The organism is Aliiruegeria sabulilitoris (assembly GCF_001558155.1).
Classification (GTDB): Bacteria; Pseudomonadota; Alphaproteobacteria; order Rhodobacterales; family Rhodobacteraceae; genus Tropicimonas; species Tropicimonas sabulilitoris.
The window spans coordinates 1-14449 of sequence record NZ_LOAS01000029.1; the positions used below are offsets into that span (position 1 = coordinate 1).

General features: G+C 63.4%; 17 protein-coding genes and 2 pseudogenes. 13 read left to right on the forward strand and 6 right to left on the reverse strand.

Annotated features, from left to right (window positions below; all coding sequences use genetic code 11):
* Positions 1-50 precede the first annotated feature (50 nt).
* Positions 51-539 carry a sugar-binding domain-containing protein gene (locus tag AX756_RS20425; RefSeq protein ID WP_068316372.1) on the reverse strand — a complete coding sequence of 163 codons (489 nt, stop codon included), beginning with the start codon at positions 537-539 and terminating at the stop codon, positions 51-53.
* Between AX756_RS20425 and AX756_RS20430 the strand changes: the two are divergent.
* The 6 genes and pseudogenes from AX756_RS20430 to AX756_RS20445 all read left to right on the forward strand — a co-directional run.
* Positions 511-906 (forward strand): annotated as a pseudogene (locus AX756_RS20430) (2-oxo acid dehydrogenase subunit E2); the annotation flags it as partial. The gene AX756_RS20425 and the pseudogene AX756_RS20430 sit on opposite strands and share 29 nt — an antisense overlap.
* Before the next feature lie 274 nt (positions 907-1180).
* A complete protein-coding gene (locus AX756_RS26445; protein WP_231701118.1) occupies positions 1181-1768 on the forward strand; it encodes an FGGY family carbohydrate kinase in 588 nt (195 codons plus the stop codon).
* A gap of 5 nt (positions 1769-1773) precedes the next feature.
* On the forward strand, positions 1774-2274 hold the full coding sequence (locus AX756_RS26450; protein WP_231701119.1) for an FGGY-family carbohydrate kinase: 501 nt from the start codon (positions 1774-1776) through the stop codon (positions 2272-2274).
* A gap of 72 nt (positions 2275-2346) precedes the next feature.
* Positions 2347-2520, forward strand: a complete 174-nt coding sequence (locus tag AX756_RS26455; RefSeq protein ID WP_231701120.1) for a hypothetical protein — start codon at positions 2347-2349, stop codon at positions 2518-2520.
* Positions 2513-3262, forward strand: a pseudogene (locus AX756_RS20440) (SDR family NAD(P)-dependent oxidoreductase). The gene AX756_RS26455 and the pseudogene AX756_RS20440 overlap by 8 nt, the downstream one beginning before the upstream one ends.
* 19 nt (positions 3263-3281) lie before the next feature.
* Positions 3282-4034 (forward strand): SDR family NAD(P)-dependent oxidoreductase, encoded by a 753-nt coding sequence (locus AX756_RS20445; RefSeq protein ID WP_068316382.1) that lies wholly within the window; start codon positions 3282-3284, stop codon positions 4032-4034.
* Between the two features lie 84 nt (positions 4035-4118).
* On the opposite strand, the gene AX756_RS20450 is transcribed toward AX756_RS20445, so the two are convergent.
* Complete coding sequence (locus AX756_RS20450; protein WP_331457779.1) at positions 4119-4406, reverse strand: ethanolamine ammonia-lyase light chain EutC; 288 nt, start codon at positions 4404-4406, stop codon at positions 4119-4121.
* 3 nt (positions 4407-4409) lie between these two features.
* Between AX756_RS20450 and AX756_RS20455 the strand changes: the two genes are divergently transcribed.
* The gene (locus AX756_RS20455) at positions 4410-4607 is read left to right on the forward strand and encodes a hypothetical protein (RefSeq protein ID WP_068316388.1); all 198 of its coding nucleotides are present in this window, start codon (positions 4410-4412) and stop codon (positions 4605-4607) included.
* A 60-nt stretch (positions 4608-4667) separates the two neighbouring features.
* Here AX756_RS20455 and AX756_RS20460 read toward each other — a convergent pair whose 3' ends face one another.
* Positions 4668-5753: a 4-hydroxythreonine-4-phosphate dehydrogenase PdxA gene (locus AX756_RS20460; RefSeq protein ID WP_068316394.1), complete on the reverse strand. Its 1086-nt coding sequence runs from the start codon at positions 5751-5753 to the stop codon at positions 4668-4670.
* 350 nt (positions 5754-6103) lie between these two features.
* Here AX756_RS20460 and AX756_RS20465 point away from each other — a divergent pair, with 350 nt between their 5' ends.
* The 4 genes from AX756_RS20465 (at position 6104) to AX756_RS20480 (ending at position 9859) form a co-directional block, all read left to right on the forward strand.
* Positions 6104-6823: a GntR family transcriptional regulator gene (locus tag AX756_RS20465; RefSeq protein WP_068316396.1), complete on the forward strand. Its 720-nt coding sequence runs from the start codon at positions 6104-6106 to the stop codon at positions 6821-6823.
* 154 nt (positions 6824-6977) lie between these two features.
* The gene (locus AX756_RS20470) at positions 6978-7961 is read left to right on the forward strand and encodes a TRAP transporter substrate-binding protein (RefSeq protein WP_068316398.1); all 984 of its coding nucleotides are present in this window, start codon (positions 6978-6980) and stop codon (positions 7959-7961) included.
* Positions 7962-8018: 57 nt separating this feature from the next.
* Positions 8019-8582: a TRAP transporter small permease gene (locus AX756_RS20475; RefSeq protein ID WP_068316401.1), complete on the forward strand. Its 564-nt coding sequence runs from the start codon at positions 8019-8021 to the stop codon at positions 8580-8582.
* Positions 8579-9859, forward strand: coding sequence for a TRAP transporter large permease (locus AX756_RS20480; RefSeq protein ID WP_068316405.1), 1281 nt, complete (start codon positions 8579-8581; stop codon positions 9857-9859). The genes AX756_RS20475 and AX756_RS20480 overlap by 4 nt, the downstream gene beginning before the upstream one ends.
* Before the next feature lie 511 nt (positions 9860-10370).
* On the opposite strand, the gene AX756_RS20490 is transcribed toward AX756_RS20480, so the two are convergent.
* Genes AX756_RS20490 through AX756_RS20500 form a run of 3 tightly spaced genes read right to left on the reverse strand, consistent with a single transcriptional unit; the run spans position 10371 to position 12022 of the window.
* Complete coding sequence (locus tag AX756_RS20490) at positions 10371-11033, reverse strand: phosphoribosyltransferase (protein WP_068316411.1); 663 nt, start codon at positions 11031-11033, stop codon at positions 10371-10373.
* 34 nt (positions 11034-11067) lie between these two features.
* Positions 11068-11541, reverse strand: a complete 474-nt coding sequence (locus AX756_RS20495; RefSeq protein WP_068316414.1) for a host attachment family protein — start codon at positions 11539-11541, stop codon at positions 11068-11070.
* Positions 11542-11581: 40 nt separating this feature from the next.
* Positions 11582-12022 carry a hypothetical protein gene (locus AX756_RS20500; RefSeq protein ID WP_068316418.1) on the reverse strand — a complete coding sequence of 147 codons (441 nt, stop codon included), beginning with the start codon at positions 12020-12022 and terminating at the stop codon, positions 11582-11584.
* Positions 12023-12037: 15 nt separating this feature from the next.
* Between AX756_RS20500 and bhcA the strand changes: the two genes are divergently transcribed.
* Entirely contained in the window at positions 12038-13219 is a 1182-nt protein-coding gene (gene bhcA / locus AX756_RS20505; protein ID WP_068316421.1) for an L-aspartate--glyoxylate aminotransferase BhcA, read from the forward strand.
* 61 nt (positions 13220-13280) lie between these two features.
* The gene (gene bhcC, locus AX756_RS20510; protein WP_068316424.1) at positions 13281-14444 is read left to right on the forward strand and encodes a 3-hydroxy-D-aspartate aldolase BhcC; all 1164 of its coding nucleotides are present in this window, start codon (positions 13281-13283) and stop codon (positions 14442-14444) included.
* The last annotated feature ends 5 nt before the right edge of the window (positions 14445-14449 follow it).

Below are 14449 nucleotides of genomic sequence, written 5' to 3' on the forward strand. Positions count from 1 at the left end.
CCTTCCATTCCAACGAACGGATCGCACCATCAAAACCTGGGATCAAACAGCTAGGCCGCGATCCGCTCCGCCAGGGCAATAGCAAGATCACCATCGATGATCAGCCCGCGGACGAACCCACCGCGCAGCACGGCCTCGGTTGCGGCAGCCTTTTGCGGGCCGCCGGCCAGAAGCACACAGCAACTGCGCGCGAGGTCTTCAACGCCGACGCCGTTCGAGCGGCGGTTCAGATCATGATCGACCGGACGACCATCGGTATCGAGGAAAATCCCGTTCGTGTCGCCGATGGCCCCCGCCGCGCGCAGCCCAGTCAATTCGCTCTCGGTGATCATCCCATGGCTGCGAATCGAGGACTCCTCGGTCAGTTCGCCGACCGAGATCAGCGCCAGGTCCGCACGCCGCGCCAGTTCGAACGGTCGCAGTACCGCGCTCTGCCCCATGAGGACGCTCCGGTCTTCGACGGAATCGGCAATGAAGGGGATCGGCAGAAAATAGCCCTCTCCGCCAACCGCCCGTGCCAGCGAGGGCGGCCTGTTCACGTCAGTGCTGCGGGACGCGGAGATGAAATCCCTCTCGGCGCTCTCTGCCGAGATGAAGGATCTCGCCGCCCGCGACCGCAGGCTCGCCCCGGAGGAATACAAGGGCGGCAGCTTGGCAATCTCCAATCTGGGGATGTTCGGCATCGTCAGTTTCGACGCGGTGATCAACCCGCCGCATGGCGCGATCCTCGCCGTCGGCGCCGGAAAACGCCAACCCGCCATCGGTGGTGATGGCGAATTGACGGTCGCGACGATCATGTCGGTGACCCTGTCGGTGGATCACCGGGTGATCGACGGTGCGGTCGGGGCGGAGCTGCTCGGGGCCATTTTCGACAACCTGGAAAACCCGCTCGTCATGCTCGCCTGAGCCTGCCCCGGAAGGGCACGTGACCTGAAAAATGTGCGGCCCGGGATCGCGGGTGGAGCCGATCCCGGACCTTTCCAAGGAGGAATTCGGGCGCGGAGAGGCGCCGCCCGGGAGGAGGAAGAGAAATGGCCAATGTACTGACGGCAGATGGCGGAACCGAGAGTCTGCGCGCGCGTGTCTACGATCTTGCCGGCAAGGAACTGAGCAGCGTTGCAGTCGCCTACGAGACGAAATTCTCGGCAGGCGCGCGGGCGGAGCAGAACCCGGCGGATTGGTGGAAGAATTTCGTCACCGCCTCGCGGGGCGCGATTGCCGAAGCCGGATCGACCCGACGGAGATCGACGCGATCTGCTATGATACCACCTGCTGCTCGGTCGTGGCGCTCGACGAGAACGGCAACGCGCTGCGCCCGGCCCTGATCTGGATGGATGTGCGCGCCGACAAGGAAGCCGAAGCCGTGCTGGCGACGGGCGATCCCGCGCTCTGCATGAACGGCAATGGCGTCGGGCCGGTTTCGGCGGAATGGATGCTCCCCAAATCGCTCTGGATCAAGCGCAACGAGCCGGAGATCTATGACAAGGCCTACCGGATCTGCGAATATCAGGATTACATCACCTATCACCTGACCGGCGAGTGGGCCGCGAGCCTCGATAATGCAGGGCTGCGCTGGCATTACCGCAACGATGCCGGCGGCTGGGCGGATACGCTCGTGAAGGCGCTCGGCATGGAAGCAATGCTGGAGAGATGGCCGCCGCGCATGGCTGCGGCGGGTGAGCTGATCGGCACGCTCACGGCGAAAGCCCCGCCGAGCTTGGCCTGCCGCAATCGGTCAGGGTCGTTCAGGGCGGCGCGGATGCGCTGATCGGGATGATCGGCCTCGGCGTCGCGAAACCCGGCCAGCTTGCGCTCATCACCGGCTCCAGTCACCTGCAATTCGGCGTGACCGAAGGCCCGCTCAACGCGCAGGGGGTCTGGGGCAGCTATGCCGATATCGTCTATCCCGGCCGCTACATCGTCGAAGGCGGGCAGACCTCGACCGGCTCGATCATCAACTGGCTGGGCCGGCTCACCGGCGGGCTCGACTATGCCGAGCTGAACGCCAAGGCCGCCGCCCTGCCGCCCGGTTCCGAGGGGTTGATCGTGCAGGATCACTTCCAGGGCAACCGCACGCCCTACACGGACGCGCTCTCGCGCGGTGCGATCCTTGGGCTGACCCTCAGTCACGAGAAACACCATATCTTCCGCGCGATCATGGAAGGCATCGGTTTCGGCACGCGCGCGATCCTCGATGCGTTCAAGGCGGCGGGCTACACCTCGACCGAGATGACCGTCGGCGGCGGTGCGACGGCCTCCGATCTATGGATGTAGATCCATGCCGATACCTCCGGCCTGACGGTCCGTTTCCCCTCCTGCCCGAACGCGCCCTCGATCGGTTGCGCCGTGCTGGCCGCCCATGGTGCCGGGCATTTCGCGACCATCGACGAGGGGATCGACGTCATGGTCCATCCGGGCCGGACGATCGACCTGATCCCGGCCAATGTCGCGCAATACGAAGAAATCTATCAGAAATACCTCGCGGTCTACCCGGCCGCAAAGGAGATCCTCCATGGTTAAGGGCATCGAACGCTTCTCGCTCGAGGGCAAATGCGCGCTGGTGACCGGCGGGGCCAAGGGGATCGGGCGCGCCATTGGCGAGGCAATGTCCGCAGCCGGCGCCTCGGTGATCGTGGCCGACATGGATCTGCGCGAGGCCGAGAAGACCGCCGCCGCCCTCGGCGGAAGCGCAATCGCGCTGGAAGTCACCGATGCGAAGGCCGTCGAGGCTGCAGTGGCCGGGCTGGAGGCGCTGGATACTCTCATCAACAACGCGGGCATCGTCCATAACGGCCCGTCGACAGAGATCGACATTGCGGCTTGGGAGCGGGTGATCGACGTCAATCTCTCCGGCGTCTTCCGCACCGCCCGCGCCTTCGGGCGCGCGATGGTCGCGCGCGGCAAGGGCTCGGTCATCTCGACCTCCTCGATCTGCGGGCAGGTGCCTGTCTGGCCGCAGCCGCAAGCCGCCTATAACGCCGCCAAGGCAGGCGTGAACCTGGTCACGAAATCGCTGGCCGTGGAATGGGCGCGGAGCGGCGTGCGGGTGAACGCGGTCGCACCGGGCTACACGGCGACGGAGTTGACGCTTGCGGGCCGCTCGAAACCGGAATGGTACAATGTCTGGCTTGACCGCACGCCCATGGGGCGGCTGGCCGATCCCGACTAGATCGCCGGCGCCGCCGTTCTCCTGGCCTCCGACGCGGCAAGTTACATCACCGGAACCGTGCTGACCGTCGATGGCGGCTACACGGCACTCTGATCCCCTGGGAGGAACAATCATGGCAGAGAACAGAACCGCATTCGTCACCGGCGCCAGCCGCGGCATTGGCGCGGCCATTGCGCTCGGGCTCGGCGCGCGCGGCTACGACGTGGGGCTGAACGACATTCCCGCGCAGGAAGGCGAGTTATCACCGGTCGCCGACAAGATCCGGGCGATGGGCCGGAAATCCGAGCTTTACCTCGGCGATGTGAGCCTCAAGGTCTCCTGCGAGGGGATGGCGCAGAAATATCTCGCCGATTTCGGCAAGATCGACGCGCTGGTGAACAATGCCGGCTTCCTGATCGCCGGTGCCGTGGACCGGCTTCCCGAGGAGGTCTGGGACAAGGTTCTCGACGTCAATGCCAAGGGCGCCTTCATGATGATCCAGGCATTCCTGCCGACGATGAAGGCGCGGGAGTACGGGCGTATCGTCAATATAGCCTCGATCGGTGGCAAGCACGGCGCGCCGGAGCAAGCCCATTATTCGGCCTCCAAGGCCTCGATCATGGGCTTCTCGCGAGTGCTGGCGCAGGAGGTCGGCCCGCTCGGCGTCACCGTCAACTGCGTCTGTCCCGGCATCATCCTGACCGAGATGGGACGGGTAAACCTCGAAGATCCCGCAATCCGCGAAGCCTGGCAGGACAAGACCGCGATGGCGCGGATCGGCGCGCCCGAAGATGTCGCCGGCCCGACGGCCTTCTTCTGTTCGGATGACAGCGCCTTTGTCACCGGTCAGACGCTCAACGTGGATGGCGGGATCGTCTTCACCTGAGGCGACCACCGCGCAAGCCTGACAGGTTGCGCCGTTGGGACGGCGCAACCGCCATGCCCTTGTGTCTCAGCTTTCGCCACTCTGTTACGCTCCGGACACCGGATCAGCGAGCATTCCGTCGCTGTCGGCATTCTCCTTCAACCCGGTTCCCGTCGGCCCGAGCCGAAATGCCTGGCGGCTGAGCACGGCGATCTTCCGCGCGCCCCCGGCATAGTCCAGGCCGCCATGGGTGTGGATGTTCGAGATGCAGTAGCGTTCGCTGTTCCGCCGTCCCGGATGCGGGGCACAGGTGAGATAGGCACCCAGACTGTCGGCCACGGTCAGGCCCAGGCGCGCGCCGCCAAGCATGATGACAAGCCGCGCGCGGATGATCTGATGGTCAACGCCATCATCGTTTCGGCGGTGGCAGGGCTGCTAGAACGGTACTCGATTGGGACCCTGCGCGCGGCCACCTTCGTGGTTCAGATCTTGCCCAACAATTGCAAAGCCGGCGATCTCCGCAAGGTCTTGGGGTGCTGGATGGGCGACGGCAGCCCCCCCGGCAACGGGACAGCCTCCCTGACTGGGCGCTAGCCTGTCTTCCCTGAACTCAGTCGGGAGTGTTTTCGGCCCCCGATAGCGGCTTTGCCCGGCCTATGCGCCGAGCCTGCGCCATTCCGCGCTCGTATCGAGCGCCCGTGCCACGCAGGCTCCCAGAGACTCCGTTGGCGCGAGCTTGTCGCCGCGTTGTTCGAGCAGCGCCAGCTTGCGCCCGAGATTCACGGCGTTTCGGGTCGCGCCGAGATCAGCGATCCCCTGCCCGGCGATGTCATAGGCCGTGCCATGGGCCGGCGTTACGATCGGGAACGGGTAATTCGCAATCAGCGTCACGCCACGGTCGAAGCCGATGAGCTTCATCGCGATTTGGCCCTGGTCATGGTACATCGTCATGACCGCGTCGAACTCGCCCTTTGTTGCGCGAACGAAGACGGTGTCCGACGGGACCGGGCCGGTGACAGCCAGCTGAAGTGCACTGGCACGTTCGACGGCGGGCTGGATGATGTCCTCATCTTCCGTGCCGAAATTGCGCCCGTCGCCCGCATGCGGGTTCAGCGCCGCGACACCGATGCGCGGATGCGCGAAACCTGCGCCCCGCATCACCTTGTCGGTCAGCACAAGGCTCTCAAAAACCCGATCCTCCGTGATCGTCTCGGCCACCTTTCTCAGCGGAATATGGGAAGTCACCCGGGCGTTCCAGACCTCGTCCAGAACGTTGAATTCCCGCCCGCTCTCCGCGGGATGAATCGTGGCATCGATAAAGCCGATCTCGTCGACGTAATCGGGCTGCCCGAGCCGCATGGCATGTTTGTTGAAGGGCGTGAAAAAGACCACATTCGCGTACCCGGCATTCGCGGCCAGCAGCGCGGCGCGGAAGTTCTGCACGGAGGCCAGGCCGCCTGCCTGGCTGGCCTCGCCCTGCGGAACCACTGTGGGATCGCAGTTGCCCAGATCGATCATGAAGCTGCCCTCGGGCAGGCCGGCATCGGCTTGCTCAGGCGACAGAACCGGCAAATCGAGGCTCACGCCGGCAACCGCCGCACCGCGTTCCAGCACGCGGCGATCACCCAGGACCATGAGGTCTCCGGCGTTGGAGTCCGGATCGGCAATCACCTTTGCAGCCAGCTCCGGCCCGATTCCCCCGGCATCGCCGATCGCCATTGCAACCTTGAAGCTCGTCATGGTCTTATCTTCCGTTCTTTCTGTTCCATGGTCGGCATGGGCAATTCGGCCATGCCATGTTCGGCACGTTTCTCAGCGCTGTCTGGGTATCGCCAGGCAGTTCGGGTGAATACACACAGTTTCCTGATGATGCCCAGCCATACGGGCCATTCCGCCCGCAATGCGGAGCCTTTTCGACAACGCCATCAAACGCCTCCCTGGCCGTCGTGATTCGGCCCTCGTTTCAACTTGTCTGACGATGTCTTAGCTCATCCGGCACCTTGGATCAAATTTTGTATGCAATATGCATTACGCAGTATTGACTCGGAAAGAGGCCTCAGACTACGAATTTAGGTAACAGGGAGGAAAGAATGAACGCGGATTCATCTCGGGCCGAGAATAACGCGGTTCAACCGGTCAAGATCGACCGGCGGTCGCTGCACGGCGAGATCCTGACACGTTTGCGCACCATGATCGTCGAGGGGGACCTCGCACCCGGCGCGCGGATCAACGAAGTCGAGATCTGTACCCAGTTCGGTGTTTCACGGACGCCGCTCCGCGAGGCGCTCAGATCCCTCGCCAGCGAAGGGTTGGTCGAGCTTGTTCTCAGCCGTGGGGCCGTAGTGCGGGAGTTCTCGGCCAAGGAAGTGAGCGACGCGATAGCCGTCATTCGAAACCTTGAGGAGTTTGCCTGCGTCAGCGCCTGTACCCAGGCAACCGATGCGGCAATCGGGGAGATCCGTGCCCTGCATGACGCCATGGAGGCAGCCTATGAAAAGGGCGACCGGCGGCATTACTACAACCTGAACCAGGAGATTCACACGCGCCTGGTCGATCTGGCGGATAATTCGACCCTGTCCCAGGTCCACGAAACCCTGCAGGCGAGCATGAAGCGCTTCCGGTACGCAGGGCACGAGGGATCCGAGAACTGGGCCCGCGCGGTGGCAGAACACAGAGGGATGATCGAGGCGCTGGAAGCGCGCGATCCTGACCGGCTCAAGGCCGTCATCGGTCAACATCTCGGCGCGGCCTGGGAGCGTGTGGCTGACATGTTCGCCGCGACGCAGGAAGGAGCAAAGGAAAAGCACTGATCGTCCGGACGACCCAGAACGGTCGGCCCGCCGCGCAGTGCAGGAGGAATTCGGGAATCACGAACCAAAGCCGGAGTGAACGGCGGCGGAGCGCATTTTCCGATCTATGCGCAGGCAGAGGAGCCTGCGTCCATTCAAGAGGGAGGAAGGTCTTATGAACCAGTTCACCAAACGCCTGACAACGGGGATTCTTGCCTGCACGGTGTCGCTCGGTGCGATGGCCGCGATGGCGGATACCTATATCGTTGCCGTCGGCTCGGCCTCGAACAGTCTTCAGGGTCAGAGCGCCAAGAAATTCGCCGACGATCTGCAGGCCAAGCTGGGCGACGCCCACACGGTCGAGTTCTACGCGGACGGCCAGCTCGGCGACGACAAGGAACTGATGCAGAAGATCCGGCTTGGCACGGTCAACTTCACGCTGATCTCGTCGATCATGACCAACGTTGCGCCCGAATTCGCGCTTTTCGACATGCCGTTCCTCGTTCAGGACCGGGATCACCTGAAGGCGATCGACAAGGAAATCGTGCAGCCGATCCTCGCGCCCAAGGCGGCCGAAGAGGGTCTGAAGCTGATCTCGACCTGGGAAAACGGCTTCCGCCAGATCACCAACAACATCCGCCCGATCAACACGCCAGCCGATCTCGATGGCCTGAAGATCCGCACGCCGTCCTCGGAATGGCGCGTGGCGATGTTCAAGGAATGGGGCGCCAACCCGACGCCGATGTCCTTCTCCGAGGTGTTCGTCGCACTGCAGACCGGCACGATGGACGGCCAGGAAAACCCGCTGACCAACATCACCGGCGCGAACTTCCAGGAAGTCCAGAAATACCTCTCGCTGACCGGCCACGTCTATTCGCCGATCTACCTGCTGACCTCGGTCAAATCCTGGGACGGCTATCCTGATGACGTGAAGGCCGCTGTCGAGGAAGTCGCCGCCTCCGTTCAGGACTGGGCGCTGGCAGAAGGCGAGAAGGCCGACAACTCGCTGGTCGATAAGGTCAAGGCCGCCGGTGTGGAAGTGAACGTGGCTGACAAGGCCGCTTTCATCGCCGCCGCCGCGCCGATCTACAAGGCATTCGCGGAAAAGGTTCCCGGCGGCGATGCGCTGGTGAGCCAGGCACAGGCCCTCGCGAAGTAACAGACCCAACACTGCCGGCCGGGCTGTTCCCGGCCGGCGGATCTCCGGACAGGACCCATGATCGCAATCTTCCAAAAGGCGCTGCTGCGCTTCGTAGAGACCATATCGCTTGCTCTGCTGGTGATACTGGCACTCTCCGTGCTCTATTCCACCGCCATGCGCTATCTCGGCGCCTCGCCCACCTGGTATGACGAGGTTGCCAGCGTTCTGCTCGCCTGGCTGACCTATTTCGGGGCGACCTACGCAATGCTGATGCGCCAGCACATGGGCTTCGCCGGTCTCGTCACCGCCCTGCCCGGCCGGCTGTCGATCGCGATTGCCCTGTTTGGCGAGCTTCTGGTCATCGTCTATTTCGCCATCACCGGCTGGTACGGCTATCTCGTCCTTGAAGTCGCGGCCTATGATGCCCTTCTCAGCCTGCCCTGGCTCTCGCTCGACTACATCCAGGCAGTCATCCCGATCACCGCGGTGCTGATGATCATCAGCTCCCTGCTGACCATGCCGCAGGCGATCCGAGATGCCGCCGAGGGTGTCGATCCCGAACATGCGGAGATCGATCAGGCCATCGCCGAAGCCGAGGCAGAGGCAAAATCCTACACGTTCAAGGAAGACCGGTCATGATCCTGCTTCTTACGACCTTTGTGCTGATCTCCCTGATCATGATCAACGTGCCCATCGCGGTGGCCATCGGCATCGTCGCGCTCGGCGGCTTCGCGCTGACCACGGGGACGGCGCAATTCTACGACATGGCCATCGCGCTCTATACCGGCGCGACCTCCTTCCCGCTGATCGCGATCCCGCTCTTCATTCTCGCCGGGAACCTGATGAATACCTCCGGTATCTCGGTCAAACTCATCAACTTCATCACCGCGCTGATCGGGTTCGTGCGCGGCGGGCTCGGCATGGTCAATATCGGTGTCTCGATGGTTTTCGCCGAGATCTCCGGCTCCGCCGTGGCCGACGTTGCGGCGACGGGCACCGTGCTGATCCCGGAGATGAAGCGCCGGGGCTATTCGCGCACGCTTGCCGCGGCGATCACCTCGTCCTCGGCCTCGCTGGCGATCATCATCCCGCCCTCGATTGCCATGATCCTCTATGGCGCGATCTCCGAGACCTCTGTGCTCACGCTCTTCGTCGCCGGGATTATCCCCGGCTTCCTAGGGGGCGGGCTGCTGATGGTCGTCACCTACATCCTGGCCGTTCGTTATGATCTGCCACGGGCCGAAGGTTTCGACCTGCGTCATGTGGCGAAGACCTTCCGCGAGGCATTCTGGGCTCTGACACTGCCGGTGATCATTCTTGGTGGCATCCTGACGGGGATCGTGACGGCCACCGAAGCCGCCGGGCTTGCCGTCTTCGCCTCTTTCGTCATCGGCGTCTTCATCTATGGCAATCTCGACCTCGTCCACCTGCGCCGCGCCATGCTCGAAGGCATCAGCCAGACCGGCGTGGTCATGCTGCTAGTCGCCACGTCTGCCGCGCTCGGGCTGTTCCTGACCCAGGCACAGGTACCGCAGACCCTGGCCGCCGAGATCACCGAATACACCACGAACCCGCTCGTCGTGCTCGCGCTTCTCAACCTGCTGCTGCTGGTCCTTGGCATGTTCCTGCATGGCGCGGCGGCAATCATCCTTGTGGTGCCGGTCGTGATGCCTCTTGTGAACGCGGTCGGCATCGACCCCGTGCATTTCGGCATCATGCTGACGCTGAACCTTGCCATCGGCCAGCAGACGCCGCCCGTGGCCTCGGTGCTCATCACCTCCTGTTCGATCGCCAAGTCGGGCATCTGGGAAACATCGCGCACCAACCTGCCATTCGTTGGCGTACTCGCCTTCATTCTGTTGCTGGTGACCTATGTGCCGCAGGTGTCGCTGATCTTGCCGAGCTTGCTCGACTAGGACGGCCCAACCAGTCGTATCTCGTGAAGAAATCACGTCGGGCGCCCGGCCTTGTTAAAACTCTGGGCGTCTGACGAGCATTTTCCGGACCTCGCAACGCTCTTCGGCCCAGGTCCCCGCCCCCTCCTCGATATTGCAAGTTAGTCGCAGTGGTTGCGCCGCTGCGTCGGAGACGCGGTTGGCAACTGCGGTCCATGCCTCGAAGGTCTCCTCCGTCCAGGTCCGGCCGGTTTTTGCGTCCACCATTGTTTTGCCCCCAAGCCCGCTCGGCCATCTCCAACCTGTGGGCCGCAAGTTCGACCCCGGCCACGGCAAGCCCACCATGATACTGAATAAGAACGCGGGCACCCGGGCGCATCCCATCGCGGCAAAACGGATGGTGTGCCCACGGGGCCCGATTGGCCGGAAGGGGGAGCCTCCCGGTATCCCGAGGCGGGACGCGAACGCCCTGCCCCGGCTTGGCAGGTCATGACCGTGACCCTGACCTGTTTTCACCTGAAACGCCGAGCGATCAGCTGTGCTCCCTCAGGCACGCCACCACCTCCTCATCACTGACCTGATCGAATACCTGATAGTGGGCTCCAACCGACCAGAAGGGGCTCGGCGTCTCAAGGCAGATCAACAGGCCGACGCGGGTGCGGAGTTCTTCCACCGTGTCCGCCGGCGCGACGGGAACGGCCAGCACGATCCGGCGCGCCCGCCGTTGCCCCAGGCCCTTCAAGGCCGCACGCACGGTCGCTCCCGTGGCAATGCCGTCATCCACGACGATGGCATCGCGGCCTTCCAACGGTATCGGCGGCCGCCCGGGCAGGTAGATTTGCCGCCGTCGGTCGATCTCGGCCAATTCCCTGTCCCGGATCGGGACCAACTCCTCCCGGGTCATGCCGGCCATTCGAAGGACCTCCGGGTTGACGACCATCTGCGGATCGTCGCCATCGACCACGGCACCGACGGCCAGTTCCGCATGTCCTGGCATCCCGAGCTTGCGGACCATCAACAGATCCAGCGGCGCCCCGCATATCCGAGCGACTTCCGCGCCGATAGGGACACCGCCACGTGGAAGGGCCAGAATGACCGGATCGGCCTGCCCCGGGAGCTTGCCAAGCGCCTCGCGCACTGCCTGGCCAAGTGCGCGCCCTGCTCCGGCTCGATCCCGAAACAGTGCAGGTCTCATTGCCCGGCGTCCGGCGCAAACCGTTGCAAACGGTCTACCATGTCGCGACCAGATGGTCGGCGATCTCATCGATCGGATGTCCGGTCAGGGTCTTGGGTATCTCCGCCAGCAACCTGTCGCGAAGCTTCGGGGCCATGGCATCGCGCAGGGCGCCCAACATCCGGGACGGTGCGGCAACCACCAGCGCATCGCTGCCATCGGCCTCGAACTGCCGTGCGCATTCCTCCACGATCCGGGTGGCAAACGCCTCCTCGTCCAGCCGTGCGAAATCCGGCTGCTCCATCGCGCTTTTCGGTCCGCGCGGGCTGGCGCCGCCATGGCTGTCGGGCCTCCTGCCGGGAGGATTTCCCTTGAGGTCCCGCTCGTCACCCGTCGCTTCGGTTTCCATCGTTTTGCGGAGCTTGAGCGACGGATGAATCGCCGTTCCATGATTTTGAAGAAACAGCGCCTTTCGGGCGTCACACACAAGGATCGTTGCACTCTTGGGTAAGCGCTGCAGACTCGGCATTGTCCGCCTCCCTGTCTTGCATCACGTTTCCATGCGCCAATTATACCACCATCCGGTGGCTTTGGCCAAATCGGCGTGGGGTGTCCGATCTACACGAAAAATGGACGTCTGCGCCCGTCCACTGCTCGCGGCGGAACCGGTCGAACGCGACGTTGGCATCTGCGGGAGGAAGCGCCTCCACTGCGTTGCAAACGTCAGCTTTTCCGGCGATGATCAAGATAACCTCGCCATCGGCGCGCGTGATGCTGGTCATCGATCCGAACTGCCGCTCCAGCCCCATCTCGCGCACGTCCCTCGGCCGGGCAATCCTGAATTTTCGTTTCGAGAACACAGCATTGCCAGTATTCTCATGGATGACAAAGCGCGCCCCCGCTTGGTTTCGCCAACCATCCGTGAAGATATCACGCCGGACAGGCCCGATCCGAAAGACAAGACACTGCGCCCTCGATGCGGAATGGGTCGGGGCGGCACGATAGAGCAACTGAAAGGAGCCCCCATGCAGTTCCAGAATCCCGTTTTCATCCCGGGGCCCACCAACATTCCCGAGCGCCTTCGCAAGGCCTGCGACATGCCAACGATCGATCACCGCTCATCGCTGTTCGGTCAGATATTGCGCCCTGCCCGCGATGGCGTGCGGAAGGTTCTGCAAAGCGACATCGCGGAGGTTTTCATCTTTCCCTCTACGGGCACCGGAGGCTGGGAGACGGCACTGACCAACACGCTCTCGGACGGACAAAAGGTTCTGGCCACGCGGCATGGCATGTTTTCGCAGCGCTGGATCGACATGAGTCAGCGCCTTGGACTCGACGTGCAGGTTGTTAACGCGCCTTGGAGCGGCGGGCTACCAACGGATCGCTACGAGGAAATCCTGGCAGCCGATATCCACCACGAGATCAAGGCCGTTCTGGCCACGCATAATGAAACCGCGACCGGGGTGACGTCCGACATCGCGGCCGTTCGCCGGGCTCTGGACGCGGCAGATCACCCTGCGATGCTGCTTGTCGACGGCGTCAGTTCCATTGCCTCGATGGATTTCCGCTTTGACGCGTGGGGCGTGGACGTGGCGGTGACCAGTTCGCAAAAGGGGTTCATGTTGCCTGCGGGCCTCGCCATCGTCGGATTCAGCCCGAAAGCGATGGCGGCCAGCCGCTCGGCCGGCCTGCCCCGCGCGTTTTTCGATATAAGCTCCATGCGCGACAGCTATAATAAAAACGCCTACCCCTACACCCCGGCCTTCGGCTTGCTGAACGGGTTGAACGAGTCCTGCCGAATGCTGCTGGACGAGGGGCTGGAAAACGTCTTCTCCCGCCATCGCCGGATTGCCGAAGGGGTCCGTGCCGCCGCGAAGGCCTGGAACCTCGATCTCTGTGCGCGATCGCCGGAGCTCTATTCCGACACCGTGACCGCCATCTGCACCCCCGAGGGCTTCAACGCGACCGGTATCGTGACCCATGCGGCCGACGCCTATGGGGTGGCCTTCGGGGTCGGGCTTGGCGAGGTTGCGGGCCGCGTCTTCCGCATCGGCCACCTTGGCAGCATGACCGATGTTATGGCCCTGTCCGGAATTGCCACGGCAGAGATGTGCATGGCGGATCTCGGGCTCGCTGTCCCGCTGGGCAGCGGTGTGGCCGCGGCACAGGAATACTACCGAACGCACCGACCCTCTTCAGGTGTCTGATCGCCGAGGGTATCACGGTCCACGGCACCTTGCCCCGGCGACAAAGAACGGAGACCGTCCAATGACCGCATCAATCCCCTGTGACGAGCTTGACGTCGGCTTCGACGTTCCCGCGCGGCCGGGTATGGACGAGGCGGACATCCAGACGCCCTGTCTGGTTCTCGACCTCGATGCATTGGAGCGCAACATCCGAAAGATGGGCGAATATTGCCGCGCGCACGGCATGCAGCACCGGGCGCATGGCAAGATGCACAAATCCGTCGACGTGGCCCGACTGCAGGAACTTCTCGGCGGCGCGGTCGGCATCTGTTGTCAGAAGGTATCCGAGGCGGAGGTCTTTGCGCGCGCGGGCATCAAGGACGTGCTGGTGTCGAACCAGGTCCGCGATCCCGTCAAGATCGATCGGTTGGCGCGCCTGCCGAAAACGGGGGGCCGTATCATCGTGTGCGTGGACGATATCGACAACGTCGCGGAACTGGCCTCTGCCGCGGAGAAACATGGCACCGAACTGGAGGTGCTCGTGGAGATCGATTGCGGCGCCGAGCGCTGTGGGGTGAGCACGACGCAGGACGTGCTGGCCTTGGCTCGTTCCATCGACGCGGCCCCGCAGCTGAAATTCAGCGGCCTGCAGGCCTACCAGGGCGCGGCGCAACATCTTCGCCGCCATGAAGACCGCAAGGCGAAGCTGGATGTCGCCATCTCTATGGTCAAAGACGCCGTGGCGGCGCTGAAGGCAGAGGGGCTGGCGCCGTTGCTGGTCACAGGAGGCGGCACCGGAACCTTTGAGTTCGAGTCAAACTCAGGCGTCTACACCGAGCTTCAATGCGGCTCTTATGCCTTCATGGATGCCGATTACGGCAGCGTTCTGGACGAAAACGGCCAGCGCATCGATCGCGTGCAATGGGAAAACGCGTTCTTCATCCTCACCCAGGTGATGAGCCACGCCAAGGCAGACATGGCGGTTTGCGATGCAGGTCTCAAGGCGCAATCGGTCGATAGCGGCTTGCCGGTCATCTACGGGCGTGACGATGTGAAATACATCAAGTGCAGCGACGAACATGGCGTGATCACGGATCCGAAAGGCGCGCTGAAGGTCGGCGACAAGCTCCGGCTGGTTCCAGGCCATTGCGATCCCACCGCCAATTTGCACGACTGGTATGTCGGGGTCCGCAACGGCAAGGTTGAAACACTCTGGCCCGTATCAGCGCGCGGAAAGCTCTACTGACGCCT